This is a genomic window from Oricola indica (genome assembly GCF_019966595.1).
Lineage (GTDB): Bacteria > Pseudomonadota > Alphaproteobacteria > Rhizobiales > Rhizobiaceae > Oricola > Oricola indica.
In genome coordinates, this window is the sequence record NZ_JAINFJ010000001.1 from 129,796 (window position 1) to 147,670 (window position 17,875).

Below are 17,875 nucleotides of genomic sequence, written 5' to 3' on the forward strand. Positions count from 1 at the left end.
AGGTGCCGTTCAGTTGGTTCCGGCGGCTTCCTCTGCCGTGATCTCGACCCATTCGGGCGAAATCGGCATGCCAAGCCCGGGCGGCTGGTCGGGAAAGGCGTTAACGCCGACTTCCAGCTTCTCCATGGGCTGGTCCGGATGCAACTTCGAGGGCACCGGGTTGTTCGTCAGCATCGGCCCCTTGAAGGTGATCACACGCTCCTCGGGACGGACGCCGGTATCGAGGATTTCGACCGCCAGCTTGATTGCCTCGGCCGAAAGATAGGCAGGGTTCGACATCAGGATACAGTTGGCCCCCTCGGTCGTCGCACAGGCCAGCGCCGAAGTGTTGTAGGAACCGCCCACGATTGGCACCAATGGACGCCCGGCGTTCTGAAGCGCCTGAAGCGCGCCTGCGCCATAACCCTGCGTCAGGATGCCATCGATCTGCGGATTGGCGGCAAGCAGCGCCGCGACACCTGCCTGTTCGGGCCCGAGAGCGTAATCACCATTGAAATAGCCGACAATCTCGATGCCGGGATATCCCTCAAGTACACTCTCGAAACCACCCTGCAATTGCGCGGAGATTGGCGCTCCGGCCAAGCCGCGGTCGACGATCACCTTCCCTTCGCCGCCAATCTGCTCGGCCAGCCATTCGGCGGTCACCTCCGCGATCACATCCCAGTCGGAGGCGAGCGCATAAGCGCAATCCTCTGTCACCACCTGGTCGAAGCTGATAACCAGAATACCGGCCGCGCAGGCCTTGCGGATGGTCGGGTTCAGACCCTCGGCCGAGGCCGAATCGATCAGGATGGCATCCGGCCGCGCCCGTATCATGTTGTTCAACGACGTGATCTGCGTCTGAACCGCATTCTCGACGTTCTCGATGCGCAAATTCACCCGGCCAGCCAGTGGCGGCTTGTCAATGACGGCCTCGGCCGAGCGCAGCATTTGCTGACGCCAGTCGTTTCCGACGAAGTTGTTCGATAGGAAGATTTCGTAGGTGGGTTCGTCGGCGGCAATTGCGGACCCCGCGCCGGCAACTCCCAGCATAAGCGCGAGCGCCAGTGCGCCCTGTTTTCGAAAAATAGGCAATAACATGGATTCTCCTCCCGATTCCGATGTCGATGTCGATGTCGATGTCGATAAATGCAGTTTCGCCGCGTTGCGCGCAGCGAGAGTCCGGTCCTCCTCAACGTAATCTCAACGTCATGTCACACTCCGGATCCGTCCAGAGCGTCCCTTTATGATTATACTAGTATACTCTTATGTCAATCTTCTGGATGCCGGACCTTTGGGACAGACGGACACCGCCGAAAGTCGTCCGAGCCCACCGGCACTTCCGCGCCGACGATCCGCAGTGCTGGGATTTCATGATGATGTGATCATCTGAGGCGAAATCGTGAGGGCTACGATGTTGACGGAGCCGAAGGGGTTTCTCGGCCAGCAACAGCCCTGCTCTTCCTCAATTCCAGTACGCCAGATCATTTTGAACTTGGTCTTCTGCCGGGAGCATTGGGGCAGCTCAGCGACGCTCTGCCAATGGAGGCCGAAGTCCGGTCAGGGCAAGCTCAGCTGTTCGCGACGAATTGCTGTCAGACGGAAATTTCGTCGCCTTCACCTAGAGGACAGGGCCAATCGTGGCGATTACATTGTTCCAGATGCGCCGATACGCAGGCCATGCGGCGACCAGACCAAGGGTTACGGGATCCGATTGGAGGATGTAGTCCTCCTGGCGGTCGCGCACGGCGCGGGTCACGCCCTGATCCTGCAGCAGGATGTTGTTTTCATAGTTCAGATCGAAGCTGCGAATATCGAGGTTCGATGATCCGATGAGACACACCTTGCCGTCCAGTGTCAGCGTTTTGGCGTGCAGGAGACCACCTTTGAACTCATGGATCTCGCATCCGGCCGACAGCAGTTTGCGATAATAGCTCCGGCTCGCAGCCGCGACGATCCAGCTATCGTTCACCTTGGGAAAGATAAGCGTCACCGCCACCCCGCGATGCGCCGCGGAACACAAGGCTTCGAGCACCGTCGCATCCGGCACGAAATACGGGGTTGATAGCGTCAGACTGTCTCGCGCGCACGAGATGAGGGCAGCAAAGAGCTGAGGCGTGGCACCCCGGCGCTCGGTTGGACCGTCCCCCATCACCTGCGCGGGAAACCCGTCTTCGACCGGGCTCGCACTCACGGTGAAATCATCGAGCGTGTCGCCGGTTGCCTGCATCCAGTCGCTGATGAACAGCAATTCGTTCTGCGCGACGATGGCGCCTTCGAACCGCAGCATGATATCGACCCAGGGGGCATATTTGGCTTTGACACGAAATTCCGGGTCGGCGGAGTTTCGGCTACCGCAATAGGTGATCTTGCTGTCTATGACCGTGATCTTGCGGTGATTGCGCAGATCGATGCGACTCTTCAGCAGCGTGCGGACCGGATTATCCAGCGGCAGGGCCACAGCCATCTGCACCCCCACATCTTTCATCTGTTGCCAAAGTGGCGACTTGATCAAAGCGCGCGATCCCAGGCCGTCCGCCATTGCCCGACAGGTGACCCCGCGCTCTGCGGCGCGGATCAAGGCGTGCGCGATGTCCGTTCCGGTCCGGTCGTCCAACCAGATGTAATAGAGCACCTGAACATGGCTTTGCGCAGCGTCGATATCCGCGATCAGGCGCGCATTCGTTTCGGCCGCGTCGGCCATCAATTCGGCACGATTTCCGGCAACCGGATGGAATCCGTTGATCGAACCCGCATATCGAAACGCCGGCTTGTAGAATGGATCGATCAGTCGTTCTGTATCCTCCGGCGCTCCCATCAGGTGGGACGCATGGGCGCGGATCTGATCGAAAATTTCCCTGTGTCGCTTGTCCGCATGGCTCCCAAGGTCGATTTCGCCAAACAAAAAATAGACGACGCTGCCGATATAGGGCAGCACCACCAGAACAACGAACCACGCAAGCCGCGCCTGCGGGGAAAGATCATCCCGCAACAAGATGCGGAATGTGAAAGCGATGATGATCAGCAAATGAAGGGCGAGCAGCAGCGTCGCCATCATGCGGTCTCCGTGAATGCAATCCCGCTCACCATGGGCGGATGATCCGGTATACGTAGCGCAAGAAAGGATCGATGGACATGCGCCGCGAAGGTGAGCGACGCCGTCGCCTTCGAGATACACGGCGAGACCGGCTGCGATGCAAGGGGTGCCGCTGTCGCCACGCCCCTCGCCCGCACCTTGGTCAATATCGCGATCCTATCGAAGGAAATTGTCGCGCAGAAGCGAGACGACCTCGCGCGCACGGCCATCGAGTACGGCCTTGACGCCGAACAGCGTGGTCGAGGCAACCTGACCAGCCTCCACCTTGGGTGGCATGACCAGCTCCATCCGGTTCACGCGCACATCAAGGATGGCCGGACCGTCGGCAGCGAGCCATTGTGTCATCGCCGCCTCCAGGTCGTTTGCATTCTCGACACTCCAGCCTTGCAGCCCGCAAACCTCGGCCAGCTTTGCGAAATCGGGGTTTTCCAACCCGGTAAAACTGTCGAGCAAGCCTTCGACCCTCTGCTCCATCTCTACAAAGCCGAGGGAACCGTTGTTGTAGATCAGTATCTTGACCGGCAGTTTCTCCTGCTTGAGCGTCAGCAGGTCGCCCATCAGCATGGTCATGCCGCCGTCGCCGCTCATCGAGATGATCTGACGGCCGGGATAGGCAGCCGCCACCCCCATGGCCTGCGGATAGGCATTGGCCATCGTGCCGTGCAGCAGGCTGGTCAGGAAACGCCTCTTGCCGTTCGCCGTCAGATGGCGCAGCAGCCACACCATGGGCGATCCGCCATCGGCGGTGAAGACCGCATCCTTAGCCGCCAGACGGTCGAGCGTTCGGGTGACGAATTGCGGGTGGATCAGCGACGGATCGCTTTCCTCGGCCTCGTCCTCATAGCCTTCGAGGTCCTTCTTCCACCGCTTGCGCGCGGCCTCCAGATGCGAGGTGTCGTCCTTCTGGTCCAGCCGGTCGAGCAGCGCGTCGATGGTCGGACCGACATCGCCGACAAGGCCCATCCCAACCGGCGCGCGCCGTCCGATATGCGCCGGGTCGCGGTCGACCTGGATGATCTTGTCCGAGCCCGGATAAAACTGCGTGTAGGCGAAATCCGTGCCCAGGCAGAGCATCACATCGGCCGCGTCCACGGCTTCGACACCCGCCTTGTTGCCCAGGATGCCGATCATGCCGACATTGTAGTCATTGTCGGGCTCGATGAATTCCTTCGAGCGGCTGGTGTGGGCGATCGGCGCGGCAAGTTTCCGGGCCAATGCCACAAGCTGGGGCTTGGCCTCGCGGGCGCCGATCCCGGCATAAAGCGTGACGGTTCCCGCCGAATTGAGCCGCTCGGCGAGCGCGTCGAGCTCTTCGTCGGCGGGACGCAGGCGCGACTTCGGGCGATGGACGGACCAGGCAAGGTCATCTTTCGTATCTTCCTCGAACATGTCGCCATTGACGATGACGACCGCAACGCCGCCCTTGGTCAGCGCTGCCTGCGCGGCCTGCACGGTGATGCGGCGCGCCTGATCGGGATGAGAGATATATTCGCAGAACACGCTGTGCTGCTCGTAGATCTTGCGCTGGTCCACCTCTTGCGGGAATCCCAGCCCGACCTCGGGGCGCGCCACGTCCGAAGCGATGAGAACGACCGGAGCGCCGTTGCGGTGGCTCTCGAAAAGCCCGTTGACGAAGTGCAGCGATCCCGGTCCACAGGTGCCCGCGCAAACAGCCAGTTCGCCGGTGAAATAGGCCTCGCCGCCCGCAGCCAGCCCGCCCGCTTCTTCGTGGCGCACATGCACCCAGCGAAGGTCGGACCGGCGCACCGCATCGGTAAAGTGATTGATGGTGTCGCCCACGATGCCCCAGCAGCGCTTTGCGCCTGCCTCGACAAGGGCGTCCACGACGATATCGGAAACCTTGGTCATCTCTTCTGTCCTTCCAGAATGCTTTGTTTATCTCGACCGTGCCCGGGCAAGGTCGATGGCGGGACGGAAACTCTCCGCCTGCGCCGCGCGCCAGAAATCGGCGTAAATCGTGTCGTCCGGCGCATCGAGAAGCGCACCTTCGGGGAGGAAGGGATGAACCTGATCCATCGGCACGGCCTTTTCAGGCCCGCTGCGATGCATCAGATGGTGCGGCTCCAACTCGCCGGGATGGTTCAGTCCGGCGGACGCAACGATCTCCATCAAGGCATCGACAGTCTTGTCGTGAAACCGGGCAGACCGTTCGCCCTGGACCTCCGGCACCAGACCCCGCTGCCGGCCCGGGTCCTGAGCGGTGACACCGGTGGGACACGTGCCGAGGTGGCAGCGTTGGGCCTGGATGCAGCCGACCGAAAACATGAAGGCGCGCGCCGCGTTACACCAATCGGCGCCCTGCGCGATGTTTCGTGCCAGCCCCATGCCGGAATAGACTTTACCGCTGGCCGCCAGCCTGATCCGTGATTTGACACCTGCACCCACGAGTGCGTTGCGCATCAGGATCAACCCTTCGGACAGAGGCATACCGACCCAGTCGGACAGTTCGAGCGGCGCCGCGCCCGTACCGCCCTCGCCGCCGTCGACAACGATGAAATCGGGATGGATTCCCGTTTCGATGATTGCCTTCATGATGGCGAAAGGTTCGTGCGGCTGCCCGATGCAAAGCTTCAGTCCTACGGGCTTGCCTCCGGACAACTCGCGCATCTTCGCGGCAAACTCGAGCATCTCGATTGGCGTGGAAAAGGCGGAGTGGCCGCGCGGCGAAAGGCAATCCTGATGGGCGGGAACCTGCCGGATATTTGCGATTTCCTCGGTCACCTTGGCGGCGGGTAAAAGGCCCCCATGGCCCGGCTTCGCTCCCTGGCTCAGCTTGATCTCGGTCATCTTGACCTCGTCGCGCTGCGCGGTTTCGGCGAACTTGCCGGGATCGAAATTGCCGTCCTTGTCGCGTGCTCCGAAATAGCCTGACCCGAGCTCCCACACGATGTCGCCACCGTTTTCGAGGTGATAGGGCGAGAGCCCTCCTTCCCCCGTATCGTGATAGTATCCGCCCTTTCTGGCGCCCAGGTTCAGGGCGCGTACGGCATTGGCCGAAAGAGCCCCAAAGCTCATGGCGGATATGTTCAGAACCGACGCCGAGTAAGGCTTGCTGCATTGATCGGAGCCGACATCCACACGAGGTGACTTGACCGGGTCCCTGGTGGGCGCGATGGAGTGCCCGACCCAGTGATAGGTGTCTTCTTCGGTGTTGCGCTCTGTTCCGAAAGGCTGCGTGTCGGTCTGCCCCTCGGCGCGGGCATGAACAAGTCGCCGAGCGGCAAGGGAAAAGGGCGTTCCGCCAAGATCGTCCTCGACGATATAGCTGTGAAGATAGGGGCGCAGGTCATAGAACAGCCACCTGATCCGGCCCGCGACGGGATAATTGCGGGTGATCGTCCAGCGCGACTGAAAGACATCGTAAAGCCCGAGCGCCACGACAAGCGCCATTGCCAGACCGATCCAGAACCATCCGAGGGCTAGGGAAACCACAGCCAGGACCGCCGCGACGATCGGCACCACCGCCCGTTTGGACATGTCGAGAAGGCTCATCAGGCTGTTGTTCATGGGGGCTTTATTCCTGTCCTGCAATCAATGCGATAACGCCAAGGTCGGCCAAATGATCCAAGGCCGGCCTTGTTTGAGTTTTTCTGCAATCTTACTTTTTTGTGATGTCCGTGCTCGAGGCGTCGTTTTCGCGCTCCGGCAATTCCTTGATCAGGACATTCTGATAGGCATAGGGAATCTCGATCCCTTCCGCATCGAACCGTTTCTTCACCGCTTCGAGCACTTCATTCCTGACCCCGGCCGCAACACCGGAATCCGCGCACCACACGCGCAGGCTGAAATCGACGCTCGAGGCGCCCAGATTGGTGACCGGACAGCTGACGACTTCTTCAATATCGGAAATTCCCGATGCAATCTCCAGGATCAGCGCGCGCGCGGTATCGATATCGGAATCGTAGCTGACCGAGATCGGAATCATCGCCATGGTCCGCAGTTCCCGCGCTGACAGATTGACCATGGTCGCGCTCGATATCGAAGAATTGGAGATGATTACCCGGCGATTGTCGTAGGTTTTCAGGATCGTGTAGCCGAGCGACACGTCCTCCACGATGCCGGTTTCCACGCCGGTCGGCGCGCTGATCTGCAATTTGTCGCCGAGCCGGAACGGGCGATAAAAAATCAGACTGAAGCCCGCCACGAAATTCGACAAGGTCGATTGCGCGGCCAGGCCGAAAACCACCGAAGCAACCGAAACGCTCGCCAGCAGCGCGGTGGCAAGACGGTCAAGGGCCGGGATCATGTGCGCATAAAGCATGAAGATCAGGATCCAGACGAAGGCGCTCGCGACTTTCGAAAGGAACGCAATCGCCATGCGGTCGAGGCGATTATCGTGGTCGCGCTCTACGATCACATGGATCATCCGTTTGAGAATGTGTGACAGCAGCAGACCGCCGATCCAGAACAACGCCAGGATGATCAGGGCGCCCGACCAAGTGTCGGGACGCAGATGCATCGCCCAGCCCTGCACGATTTCCCGGTTCATCCATTTCTCCTTGCGCGATGAGGGTTTATCCGCGGACACACTACAGCAGCAGGCGCAACCTTCCAGTGCGGTGTGCGCGTCCTTGAGAACAGAGCCATGACATGGCCTTCAGGGCCTCCGCCAGAGACCTGTCCGCTGAAGGGACGGCTTGGCGGTATCCAGGCATAGACAAGATCAATGCTGCGGGCCCGCCATCTTGGACGGCGGGTTTTCTCGTTTCCACAGAAGGACTTGGCGAACTTGTCGCACATGTAAGGTTTCCGAAAAGCTGGTGCAGGAGAGCGCGCCTAGATGTTTTTGCAACGACACGAATTGCAGCATCCAGGGAACCACCGACATGGCCTCGAAAGAACTGAACGCGCTGGTATTGCAGGGAGGCGGAGCGCTCGGTGCCTATCAGTCCGGCGCATTCGCGGCCCTGGACGAGGCCGGGTTTTCCTTCGACTGGATCGCAGGCATTTCGATCGGTGCGATCAACGCGGCACTTATCTGCGGAAACCGCAAGGAAGACCGCGTCGCCGCGCTGGAGACCTTCTGGGACAGGATCACGTCGAACCTGCCGCTATCGGCACCTTTCTGGACACCCGCCGGACGCCGCGCCTTTTCCGAACTCGCCGCGGCCGAGGTGACGATGGCGGGTGCACCGGGCTTCTTCAGGCCGTGGCCGCCCACCGCGTTCTGGCCGTTCGGTTCCGCGCCGGCCTTGAGCTTCTACGACACAGCCCCGCTCGAGACGACGCTGAACGAGCTGGTCGATTTCGACCTTCTCAATGACACGGGACCGCGCCTGTGTGTCGGCTCCACAGACGTCGAGACCGGGAACTTCAGGTATTTCGACAGCCGCACCACGCGGATCGACGCCCGCCACATCATGGCCAGCGGCGCCCTGCCCCCGGGCTTTCCGCCGGTGGAAATCGACGGGCGCTACTACTGGGACGGCGGCCTCGTGTCGAACACCCCTCTGCAATACGTCATGGAACAGGTCGAGGGCGACCAGCCACTGTGTGTGTTCCAGGTCGATCTTTTCAATGCGCGGGGCGAACTTCCAAAGGATGTCATCGGCGTACAGCAGCGCGAAAAGGACATCCGCTATTCCAGCCGGACCCGCCTGACCACGGATAGGTACCGCCAGTTGCACGCACTGCAAGCCGCGGCCGCGCGACTTGAAGCGAAACTGCCTGACGCGCTGAAGGACGACCCCGATCTGGCACTGCTGCGCCGGGCCGGCCCGTCCTGCCCGGTCACGCTGGTCCACCTGATCCACCGCAAACAAGGCTTCGAGGGCAGCGGCAAGGACTACGAGTTCTCGCGCCAGTCGAAGTCCGACCACTGGGCCGCAGGGATCAGGGACGTCACCCGCACACTCTCTCACAAGTCCTGGAAATCACGCCGCGTGGGGGCTGACGGCCTGCACGTCTTCGATCTCGGAACACCTGAAGACCAAGGAGTCTCAAAATGAACGCCCATGACCTCGTCGCCAACGCCTTCGCAATGCCGGTCACCAGCCCGTCCTATCCCAAAGGGCCGTACCGCTTCGTCAATCGCGAATTCCTGACGATCACCTACCGCACCGACATGGACGCCCTGCGCCGGGTCGTGCCCGAACCGCTGCAGGTCACCGAGCCGCTGGTGAAGTACGAATTCATCCGCATGCCCGACAGCACCGGTTTCGGCGATTACACCGAAAGCGGCCAGGTGATCCCGGTCACGCTGGATGGCGTCGCAGGCGGCTACCTCCACTCGATGTTTCTCAACGACGACGCCCCGATCGCCGGAGGCCGCGAAATCTGGGGCTTCCCCAAGAAGCTCGCCGATCCGGCCCTGAGGGTCGAGAAGGACACGCTGGTCGGCACGCTCGACGTGGGCTCGGTGCGGGTCGCGACCGGCACGATGGGCTACAAGCACCGCGAGCTGGACCACGACACCGTGCTGAAGGGCTTCGATGCGCCGAACTTCATGCTCAAGGTCATTCCGCACGTCGATTGCACGCCACGGATCTGCGAACTCGTGCGCTACTACACCAAGGACGTGACGCTGAAAGGCGCCTGGGAAGGCCCGGCGGGCCTTGAGCTGCACCAACACGCGCTGGCCCCGGTGGCCGATCTGCCGGTGTTGGAGGTCGTATCCGCCGTCCACCTGCTGACCGACCTGACCCTCGGCCTCGGCGAAGTCGTTCACGACTACCTCGCCTGACCCCCAATTCGACCATCGACAAGGAGACAAGACCATGAACCTCAAGGACAAAGTCTGCATCATCACCGGCGCCGCAAGCGGCATCGGACACGGTATCGCCAAGCGCTATGTGGCCGACGGCGCGAAGGTCGTCATCGCCGACCTGAAGCTGGACGCAGCTCAGAAAGCCGCCGACGAATTGACCGCCCAGGGGCCAGGCGAAGCCATGGCCGTCGAGATGGATGTCACCGACGAGGCACAGGTCAATGCCGGTGTCGCCAAGGTGGTCGAAAACTGGGGCAAGATCGACGTACTGGTGTCCAACGCCGGGATCCAGATCGTGCACCCGCTGGAGGATTTTCCCTTCGACCAGTGGAAGAAGCTCCTGGCAATCCATCTCGACGGGGCCTTCCTGACGTCGAAGGCCGTGATGCCGCACATGCAGAAGGCCGGCTCGGGTTCGATCATCTTCATGGGCTCTGTCCATTCCAAGGAAGCGAGCCCTCTCAAATCCGCCTATGTCACGGCGAAACACGGCCTGCTCGGGCTCGCCCGCGTCATCTCGAAGGAAGGCGCGAAGCACGGCATCCGCGCCAACGTCATCTGCCCCGGCTTCGTCAAGACGCCGCTGGTGGAAAAGCAGATCCCCGAGCAGGCGCACGATCTGGGCATCTCCGAGGAGGAGGTCGTCAACAAGATCATGCTGGGCGAGACCGTGGACCAGGAATTCACGACCATCGAGGACGTGGCCGAGGTCGCCCATGTCTTCGCCGCCTTCCCCACCAACGCGCTCACCGGCCAGTCGCTGGTCGTCAGTCACGGCTGGTACATGAACTGACCGCCTGAACGGCAAAGGGTGGACGGCCTCGATACCTCTCACGACCCGTCCACCCGACACCCACACAACCTTGAAAAGGAGAATACCATGTCAGAACTGATCGTCATCGGGTACGAAACACCCGAAAAGGCCGAAGAGGCCCGCACCGAACTGATGACCATGACCCGGGAATACCTGGTCGATGTGGCCGACGCGGTCGTCGCCGTGGCGGACCAAAAAGGCAACGTCAAGCTCAACCAGATGGTCAACATGTGGACCGCCGGGGCCACCGGCGGAGCGTTTTGGGGCTTGCTGATCGGAATGATCTTCTTCAATCCGCTTCTGGGCGTCGCCGTGGGTGCCGGGGCGGGTGCGCTTTCGGGCGCGCTCACCGATTACGGGATCAATGACGGCTTCATGAAGGACGTGGCCGGTGTCCTGCAACCGGGTCAGGCCGCGCTGTTCATGATGGTGCGGGCCAATGCGTCCGACAAGGTCATCGAGCGGCTGGGCGAACATGGCGGCCAGGTGCTGCGCACCAACCTCGACAGAGATGCCGAAAACCATCTGAGGAAGGCCTTCGACGACGCGCACAAGGCCGAGGTCGTCGCATCCGCGCCGGGACAGCAATGACCACGGTCTTCTTCATCCAGCCGCTTCTGGCGCTGATCGCGGGTGTCCTGATCCTGATCGTTCCGAGTATCCTCAACTACGTGATCGCCGCCTATCTGATCCTTATCGGATTGGCCGGACTGTTCCCGCATTTCCTTGGCGCCTGAGCGCCGGATCATTTGACTGCGGACCCCTCTGATCGGGGTCCGCACCCGTTCCATCAGGACCCGTCATGAAACATCTCAAGCCGATTATTCTCGTAGTCGCAGTCGTCGCCGTTGGCGGCGGATTGTGGCTGTGGTGGCAGCACGAACGCATCCACCCTTCGACAGACGACGCCTATCTCAAGGCCAATGTACTGACCATCGCGCCGCAAGTCGGCGGCAGGATCGAAAAGGTCGCGGTGTCCGAAAACCAGCACGTGAAGGCAGGCGATCTGCTGTTCCGGATCGAGACCGACGATCTGGAGGCATCGGTCGAGGCCGCACAGGCCGGTTATGAAACCGCTCTGCAGCAAACCGGCGCGGCAATCACCGACCTGTCCTCGGTTTCCGCCAAGGTCGATAGCGCACGGGCCGCCCTTACCGATGCGCAGAGCAATTATGATCGGACGGCGAAGCTGTTCAAGAAGGGCGACGTCGCTCAGGCTGCGCTGGATCAGGCCACCACGACGCGCGATCAGGCCAAGGCTGCGCTCGACACCGCACAAGCCGCGCTCGCGGCGGCGCGCGAACGCGCCGGAACGCCCGGCGACGACAATCCCACGGTGCGCGCCGCAAAGGCGCAGCTGACCCTCGCGAGGATCAACCTTGCACGGGCGAAGGTGACGGCCCCGGTGTCGGGCTGGATCGCCAATCTCGACTTGAGGCCGGGCGCGGTGGTCGCTCCCGACAAGCCCCTCTTTTCGCTGGTCGAGGACGGGTCATGGTGGATTGATGCGAATTTCAAGGAAACCGACCTTGCACGTCTGCGCCCCGGCCAGCCGGTGAAGATCGGCATCGACATGTATCCGGGCTTGTCGCTTGACGGAACGGTCGAGAGCCTTGGTGCCGGCTCGGGCGCGGTCTTTTCGCTGCTGCCGCCGCAAAATGCGAGCGGCAACTGGGTCAAGGTCACGCAGCGCTTTCCGGTCCGCATAGGTCTCGATAGCCTTCCAGACGACCCCGCGATGCAGTTGCGCATCGGCGCAAGCACCAGCGCGACCGTCGACACTTCCGGCCTGGACAGCGCAAAATGAGCGACGCCTCTGCCCCGGGCAATCCAACCCCGGACGCGGTGCGCTGGACCATCGTGCTGGCCGTCGTCCTGACGGCTGTGCTCGAAGTGCTCGACAGCACCATCGTCAACGTGGCGCTGCCCCAGATCCAGGCCGCCTTCGGCATCACCAACGACCAGACGGTCTGGATCCTCACCAGCTACATCGTCGCCTCGGTGGTGGTCATGCCGCTCACCGGCTTTTTTGTTCGCATGATCGGAGGGCGGCGGCTGATCATCTCCGCTATCGTCGGCTTCGCCGCGTTCTCGGCACTTTGCGGGCTTTCGTGGAGTGTCGAGATCATGGTTGCCTGCCGCCTTGGGCAAGGCATCTTCGGCGCCTTCCTGATCCCCTTGTCGCAGTCGATCCTCTTCGAAAGCTTCCCGAAAGAGAAACGCGGGCAGGCCATGGCGTTTTTCGGCCTGGGCGTGGTTGTCGCGCCGGTGCTGGGGCCGACACTCGGTGCGCTGTTGACCGAGTATTTCTCGTGGCGTGCCGTCTTCTACGTGAACCTGCCGATCGCTGCTTTCGCGCTGGCCATGATGTCCGGAGAGCTCAAGTCAGAGGACACGAAGCGGATCAAGGTGGACTGGGCCGGGCTGGCGCTGATGGTGGGCGCGATAGGCTGCCTTCAACTGATGCTGGACCTGGGAGAAAGCCGCGACTGGTTCGCCTCAAGGCTCATCCAGGTGGCTGCGATCACGATGATCGCTTGCGCCGCGACTTTCGTTCTGCGCGGGTGGGGCAAAAAGGACAATATCATTGACCTCTCGCTCTTCCGTGACCGCAGCTTTGCCGGGGCGAATATGGCGATCATGGGCTTCGGCGTGGCGATGTTCGGGTCCATCGCGATCCTGCCGCTGTTTGTACAGGGCCTGCTGGGCTATCCGGTTCTGGATGCGGGATTCCTTTTCATCCCGCGCGGGATCGCGGGAGGCATTTCCATGGTCCTGACCGGTTCGGTACTGGTCACGCGCTTCGATCCACGAAAAATCCTGTTTGTGGGGCTAATCCTGACGGGATCGGGCAATATCCTTCTGGGCCTTCTCAACCTCAATGCCGGGTTCTGGGATCTGGCGTGGCCCGGCATCGTCTCGGGCCTTGGCATGGGGCTGTTTTTCGTGCCGATGTCGACCCTAGCCTTCCAGAACATCGGGCCGGATCGGCAGGACGAGGCCTCGGGCATCTACGGGGTGACGCGCTCGCTTGGCTCATCGATCGGTATCGCTCTGGTCGGCTGGCAGGTCGCCAGCCGGATGCAGTACCACTACGCGACACTGGCCTCGGGTATCACGCCTTTCGACGCGGCTGCCCGATCCTGGCTTGCGCCGCTGAACCTCGACCCGTCCTCGGCCGAGGGCGCCGCGCAGATCGCCGGGCAGGTCCAGCAACAGGCCAGCCTGCTGGCGTTTCAGGACGCCTTCCTGCTGACCGGGATCGCGGCCTTTCTGATGCTGCCCGTGGTGCTGATCCTGCAACGGCCGGCCGCGAATGCCGCCCCGGCCATGGCGCACTGAGGGAGCGGGCTACATCCGGGTGGCGAGGTTGCCCATGATCCACAGCGTACCGAACGCCATGATCGCCAGCAGCAGCACGGTGAACAGGATCAGCTGCAGATCCTCGCGTTTCTGACGCGACAGATTGATGTGCAGGAAAAACCGCAGATGCACGACGATCTGCGCCACGGCGAGGACCGCAATCGTGATCGCCAGCGCCCTGCCCTGCATCAGCCGCCAGTGCACAAGCCCGAAGGGGATGAGGGTCAGCGTCAGCGCCAGCCCGAAGCCCGCAAGGTAAAGCCGCGCTTCGCTGCGATGGTCGGGATCGGTCATGGCATCAGCCCTCCGAGATAGACGATGGAGAAGATCGCGACCCAGATCAGGTCGAGGAAGTGCCAGAAGAGCCCCAGCCTCAGCAATCGCGTCTTGACGACCGGGATCAAACCCAGCACCGCCATCTGCACCAGCATCACCACGATCCACAGACAGCCTATGGCCACATGCAGCCCGTGAAGCGGCACAAGGCCCCAGAAGGCCGACCAGAAACCGCTGCGCTGCGGCACCGCGCCAACCTCGATCATATGCGCGAAGTCGCGCAGCTCCATCACAAGGAATCCGAGACCCAGGAGCAGCGACACGCCAAGCCAGACCGCGATCGCTCTGCGCCCGTGCTCATGCCGCATCGCCAGCGTGGCGAAGCCGAAGGTCAGGCTGCTGGTGAGCAGGATCATGGTCTGGATAAAAACGCTGCGCAGGTCGAAGGCATCGGCCGGACCGGGGCCGCCCGCCATGCCCATCGGGTTGGCGACCGTGAGATAGGAGGCAAAGACCAGCCCGAAGATCACCAGATCGCTCATCAGGAAAATCCAGAACCCGAAGACGATCGTTTCCGCCCCTTCATGCGCGGCGCCGTGCCGTGTGCCGAGGTTCAGTCCGGGATGAAGGTTCGGGGTGCTCATTGCGCAGCCTCCAACCGTCCGGGCTGTTCGAGAACGGCGCGGCCCAAATTGCGTTCATGGGTTTCTTCGAGCCGGTCCACCGCCGGAGCGGCCTCGATCCGTGCAAGCCAGGCGCGATGTTCCGCGGCGATTTCGGCGGCGGGGATGACATGCCTGGCATTGACACGGAAGGTGCGACCGATCAGGGCGAGGATCATCGCCGCGAAGGACAAGATCGCCAGCCACCAGATCCAGAAGACCAAAGCCAGCCCCAGCAAGGTCGCGCAGACGCAGACGATCATGCCGATGGCGGTGTTGTCCGGCATCTCGATGTCTTCGTACTGGCCCGGGGCTCTATAGGCGCGGCCGTCCGCCTTGGCCTCGGCAAAGTCGTCGCGCGCGCAGACCTGCGGCAGCACCGCGAAATTATAGGCAGGTGGCGGAGCCGGGATGGACCACTCCAGCGACCGCCCGTTCCATGGATCGCCAAGCGGTACCGCCAGCTGGTCGCGTTTGCGGATGCTGATCCATAGCTGGACTGCAATGCAGCCGAGCGCAGACACGATCAGCGCCGCGCCGAAGAGCGCCAGCCACATCATGGGCTGGAATGCGGGATCGCTGAAGGTCACCGACCGGCGCGGCATGCCCTGAAGTCCCAGCCAGTAGAGCGGCAGGAAGGTGAACGAAAACCCGGCGATCCATAACAGCGCGGCGGCCCTGCCCCAGCCTTCGTGCAGGCGAAAGCCGAAGGCCTTGGGAAACCAGTAGTGATACCCCGCCAAGAGCCCGAACAGCACGCCGGGAATGATCACGTTGTGGAAGTGCGCCACGAGGAACAGCGTATTGTGCACCTGAAAGCTGATCACCGGATTGGCCAGCATGACGCCGGTGAGGCCGCCGACCACGAATAGGTAGAAGAACCCGGTCGCGTAGATCATCGGCACCGTCATGCGGACCCGTCCGCGAAAGAGGGTCGCCATCCAGTTGTAGACTTTGATGCCGGTGGGCACCGCAATGGCCATCGAGGCGATGCCGAAGGCGACGTTGATGCTGGCGCTCTGCCCCATGGTGAAGAAGTGATGCAGCCAGACGCAGAAGCTGAGCACTGCGATCGACATGGTTGCATAGACCATCGACATGTAGCCGTAGATCCGCTTGCCCGAGAAGGTCGAGATGACTTCGGAGAAAATGCCGTAGCAGGGGATGACCAGCAGATAGACCTCGGGGTGGCCAAACAACCAGAACAGGTTGACGTAATTCATCATGTTGCCGCCGAGATCATTCGTGAAGAAATGAAAGTCGAGATACCGGTCGGCAGCCAGCATCAGTGCCGCCACGGTCAGCGGGGGCAGCGCGAAAACCATGATGATCGAGGTGCAGATGACGGTCCAGCAGAAGATCGGCATGCGCAAAAAATCCATACCGGGCGCGCGTTCCTTGTAAATCGTTACGGCGAAATTGATTCCCGACAGCGTTGTGCCGATGCCTGCAAGGACGATGGCCCAGATCCAGTAGTCCGGCCCGGGACCGGGCTGGAAATCCCCGCCGGTGTAAGGCGGGTAATTGGCCCAGCCGCCGGTGGAGAATTCACCCAGCACAAGGGAGATCATCACCAGCGCCGCCCCCGTCGCCGTCAGGCCGAGGCTGATCTGGTTCATCACCGGGAATGCCATGTCCCGCGCCCCGATCTGGAGCGGCATGACGTAGTTGATCACGCCGGCGATGAACGGCATCGCGACGAAGAAGATCATGATGGTGCCGTGGGTGCTGAACAGTTCGGAGAAGTGATCCGGCGCAAGGAAACCGCCATGCAGGCCGAACGCCTGCTGGGTTCGCATCAGCGCGCCCTCGATGACGCCGCGCGCCAGCATGATCAGCGCCAGTGCGCAGTACATAATGCCGATCCGCTTGTGATCGACGCTCGTCAGCCAGTCGCGCCAGAGTGGCTTCCAGAGGCGGAACCAGGTCAGAAGGATGACCGCGGCGAGCCCCCCAACGATCACCAGCATTGCTGCCCCCGCCCCGATCAACTCGCTGCCGGTCGGGTTCTCGATGGCCCGCCAGATGGACAGGGAGGAGAGGTCGAGACGACCCAGGATCGCGTTGCTCATCGGTCTTGCTCCCCTGTCGCGGCCTGCGGGTCATAGCCGATCGCGCCGGGCTGGGCGGACGGCGGCACGGGCGTTCCATGCATGTAGCGGTGCAGGACGGTCTTGAAGAGATCGTCCTCGACCGTCGCGAAATGGATGACGCCCGCGGGCAGTGTCTGCGCATCAAGCCGCTTCTGCGCCTCAGCCCCGGTCGAGGCTTCGGCAACCACGGCATAGCTATCGGAAGTCAGCGGCTGACCACCCGCCCTGACCTTGGCAACCCACGCGTCGAAGGCGGCCTGCGTCATCGCGATGGCCTGAAACTTCTGGGCCGGAAACCCGGTGCCGTTGAACTGGGTGTTCTCGCCCTCGAAGCGCCCGGGCGCGTCGGCAAGGAGGTGCAGCTTCGTACGCATGCCGGGCATGGCATAGATCTGCCCCGCCAGCGCCGGGATCATGAAGGACTGCATGACCGTGTCGGTCGTCAGGTCGAGCGCGACAGACGTCTTCTCCGGAATGGCCAGTTCATTGACCGTGGCGATGCCGAGATCGGGATAGATGAACAGCCATTTCCAGTCGAGGCCAACGACCTCGACGCGAAGCGGCGGATTGTCGGACGCGATGGGCTTATAGGGGTCGAGCGCGTGGGTGGTGCGATAGAGCTGCGTCGACAGAACCGCCACGATGACCAGCGGCACACCCCACATGAGCACCTCCAGCAGCCAAGACCTGTCCCAGTCCGGTGTGTAGCGCGCGTTGCGGTTTCGGTACCGGTAGCGCCACAGGAAGACGGGCACGAGCATGAAGACAGGCAGGATCGCGATCATCGTCCAACCGAGGATCTTGATCAGCTCCGCGCGTTGCGCCGCCGCAATGGGCCCGCCCGGCAACAGGAACGTGTCCTGC

Annotated in this window: 16 protein-coding genes; 7 read left to right on the top strand and 9 right to left on the bottom strand. The window is 62.1% G+C overall.

What is annotated here, in order from left to right; all coding sequences use genetic code 11:
* Positions 1-9: 9 nt before the first annotated feature.
* The 5 genes from LC343_RS00635 to LC343_RS00655 all read right to left on the bottom strand — a co-directional run bounded on the left by LC343_RS00635 (position 10) and on the right by LC343_RS00655 (position 7,586).
* Positions 10-1,080 carry a substrate-binding domain-containing protein gene (locus LC343_RS00635; protein WP_223475157.1) on the bottom strand — a complete coding sequence of 357 codons (1,071 nt, stop codon included), beginning with the start codon at positions 1,078-1,080 and terminating at the stop codon, positions 10-12.
* Between the two features lie 520 nt (positions 1,081-1,600).
* The gene (gene cls / locus LC343_RS00640; protein ID WP_223475158.1) at positions 1,601-3,037 is read right to left on the bottom strand and encodes a cardiolipin synthase; all 1,437 of its coding nucleotides are present in this window, start codon (positions 3,035-3,037) and stop codon (positions 1,601-1,603) included.
* Between the two features lie 195 nt (positions 3,038-3,232).
* Positions 3,233-4,945: a thiamine pyrophosphate-dependent enzyme gene (locus tag LC343_RS00645; RefSeq protein WP_223475159.1), complete on the bottom strand. Its 1,713-nt coding sequence runs from the start codon at positions 4,943-4,945 to the stop codon at positions 3,233-3,235.
* Positions 4,946-4,972: 27 nt separating this feature from the next.
* A complete protein-coding gene (locus LC343_RS00650; protein ID WP_223475160.1) occupies positions 4,973-6,604 on the bottom strand; it encodes an FMN-binding glutamate synthase family protein in 1,632 nt (543 codons plus the stop codon).
* A 91-nt stretch (positions 6,605-6,695) separates the two neighbouring features.
* Positions 6,696-7,586, bottom strand: a complete 891-nt coding sequence (locus LC343_RS00655; RefSeq protein ID WP_223475161.1) for a mechanosensitive ion channel family protein — start codon at positions 7,584-7,586, stop codon at positions 6,696-6,698.
* A gap of 337 nt (positions 7,587-7,923) precedes the next feature.
* Here LC343_RS00655 and LC343_RS00660 point away from each other — a divergent pair, with 337 nt between their 5' ends.
* The 7 genes from LC343_RS00660 (at position 7,924) to LC343_RS00690 (ending at position 13,959) form a co-directional block, all read left to right on the top strand.
* A complete protein-coding gene (locus LC343_RS00660; protein ID WP_223475162.1) occupies positions 7,924-9,045 on the top strand; it encodes a patatin-like phospholipase family protein in 1,122 nt (373 codons plus the stop codon).
* Entirely contained in the window at positions 9,042-9,779 is a 738-nt protein-coding gene (locus tag LC343_RS00665; protein ID WP_223475163.1) for an acetoacetate decarboxylase, read from the top strand. The genes LC343_RS00660 and LC343_RS00665 overlap by 4 nt, the downstream gene beginning before the upstream one ends.
* Positions 9,780-9,813: 34 nt before the next feature.
* Positions 9,814-10,596, top strand: coding sequence for a 3-hydroxybutyrate dehydrogenase (locus LC343_RS00670; protein WP_223475164.1), 783 nt, complete (start codon positions 9,814-9,816; stop codon positions 10,594-10,596).
* 87 nt (positions 10,597-10,683) lie between these two features.
* Entirely contained in the window at positions 10,684-11,208 is a 525-nt protein-coding gene (locus tag LC343_RS00675) for a DUF1269 domain-containing protein (RefSeq protein ID WP_223475165.1), read from the top strand.
* A complete protein-coding gene (locus tag LC343_RS00680) occupies positions 11,205-11,354 on the top strand; it encodes a DUF3096 domain-containing protein (protein ID WP_223475166.1) in 150 nt (49 codons plus the stop codon). The genes LC343_RS00675 and LC343_RS00680 overlap by 4 nt, the downstream gene beginning before the upstream one ends.
* Positions 11,355-11,419: 65 nt before the next feature.
* Positions 11,420-12,424, top strand: a complete 1,005-nt coding sequence (locus tag LC343_RS00685; protein WP_223475167.1) for an HlyD family secretion protein — start codon at positions 11,420-11,422, stop codon at positions 12,422-12,424.
* Positions 12,421-13,959 carry a DHA2 family efflux MFS transporter permease subunit gene (locus LC343_RS00690; protein ID WP_223475168.1) on the top strand — a complete coding sequence of 513 codons (1,539 nt, stop codon included), beginning with the start codon at positions 12,421-12,423 and terminating at the stop codon, positions 13,957-13,959. The genes LC343_RS00685 and LC343_RS00690 overlap by 4 nt, the downstream gene beginning before the upstream one ends.
* A 9-nt stretch (positions 13,960-13,968) precedes the next feature.
* On the opposite strand, the gene cyoD is transcribed toward LC343_RS00690, so the two are convergent.
* Genes cyoD through LC343_RS00710 form a run of 4 tightly spaced genes read right to left on the bottom strand, consistent with a single transcriptional unit; the run spans position 13,969 to position 17,859 of the window.
* Complete coding sequence (gene cyoD / locus LC343_RS00695) at positions 13,969-14,274, bottom strand: cytochrome o ubiquinol oxidase subunit IV (RefSeq protein WP_223475169.1); 306 nt, start codon at positions 14,272-14,274, stop codon at positions 13,969-13,971.
* Positions 14,271-14,900, bottom strand: a complete 630-nt coding sequence (locus LC343_RS00700; protein ID WP_223475170.1) for a cytochrome c oxidase subunit 3 — start codon at positions 14,898-14,900, stop codon at positions 14,271-14,273. The genes cyoD and LC343_RS00700 overlap by 4 nt, the downstream gene beginning before the upstream one ends.
* On the bottom strand, positions 14,897-16,990 hold the full coding sequence (locus LC343_RS00705; RefSeq protein WP_223475171.1) for a cbb3-type cytochrome c oxidase subunit I: 2,094 nt from the start codon (positions 16,988-16,990) through the stop codon (positions 14,897-14,899). The genes LC343_RS00700 and LC343_RS00705 overlap by 4 nt, the downstream gene beginning before the upstream one ends.
* On the bottom strand, positions 16,987-17,859 hold the full coding sequence (locus LC343_RS00710) for a cytochrome ubiquinol oxidase subunit II (protein ID WP_223475172.1): 873 nt from the start codon (positions 17,857-17,859) through the stop codon (positions 16,987-16,989). The genes LC343_RS00705 and LC343_RS00710 overlap by 4 nt, the downstream gene beginning before the upstream one ends.
* Positions 17,860-17,875: the final 16 nt, after the last annotated feature.

Coding starts and splice junctions, on each gene's coding strand:
- LC343_RS00635 (WP_223475157.1), bottom strand. CDS start 1,080: ATGTTATTGCCTATTTTTCGAAAACAGGGCGCACTGGCGCTCGCGCTT.
- cls (WP_223475158.1), bottom strand. CDS start 3,037: ATGATGGCGACGCTGCTGCTCGCCCTTCATTTGCTGATCATCATCGCT.
- LC343_RS00645 (WP_223475159.1), bottom strand. CDS start 4,945: ATGACCAAGGTTTCCGATATCGTCGTGGACGCCCTTGTCGAGGCAGGC.
- LC343_RS00650 (WP_223475160.1), bottom strand. CDS start 6,604: ATGAACAACAGCCTGATGAGCCTTCTCGACATGTCCAAACGGGCGGTG.
- LC343_RS00655 (WP_223475161.1), bottom strand. CDS start 7,586: ATGAACCGGGAAATCGTGCAGGGCTGGGCGATGCATCTGCGTCCCGAC.
- LC343_RS00660 (WP_223475162.1), top strand. CDS start 7,924: ATGGCCTCGAAAGAACTGAACGCGCTGGTATTGCAGGGAGGCGGAGCG.
- LC343_RS00665 (WP_223475163.1), top strand. CDS start 9,042: ATGAACGCCCATGACCTCGTCGCCAACGCCTTCGCAATGCCGGTCACC.
- LC343_RS00670 (WP_223475164.1), top strand. CDS start 9,814: ATGAACCTCAAGGACAAAGTCTGCATCATCACCGGCGCCGCAAGCGGC.
- LC343_RS00675 (WP_223475165.1), top strand. CDS start 10,684: ATGTCAGAACTGATCGTCATCGGGTACGAAACACCCGAAAAGGCCGAA.
- LC343_RS00680 (WP_223475166.1), top strand. CDS start 11,205: ATGACCACGGTCTTCTTCATCCAGCCGCTTCTGGCGCTGATCGCGGGT.
- LC343_RS00685 (WP_223475167.1), top strand. CDS start 11,420: ATGAAACATCTCAAGCCGATTATTCTCGTAGTCGCAGTCGTCGCCGTT.
- LC343_RS00690 (WP_223475168.1), top strand. CDS start 12,421: ATGAGCGACGCCTCTGCCCCGGGCAATCCAACCCCGGACGCGGTGCGC.
- cyoD (WP_223475169.1), bottom strand. CDS start 14,274: ATGACCGATCCCGACCATCGCAGCGAAGCGCGGCTTTACCTTGCGGGC.
- LC343_RS00700 (WP_223475170.1), bottom strand. CDS start 14,900: ATGAGCACCCCGAACCTTCATCCCGGACTGAACCTCGGCACACGGCAC.
- LC343_RS00705 (WP_223475171.1), bottom strand. CDS start 16,990: ATGAGCAACGCGATCCTGGGTCGTCTCGACCTCTCCTCCCTGTCCATC.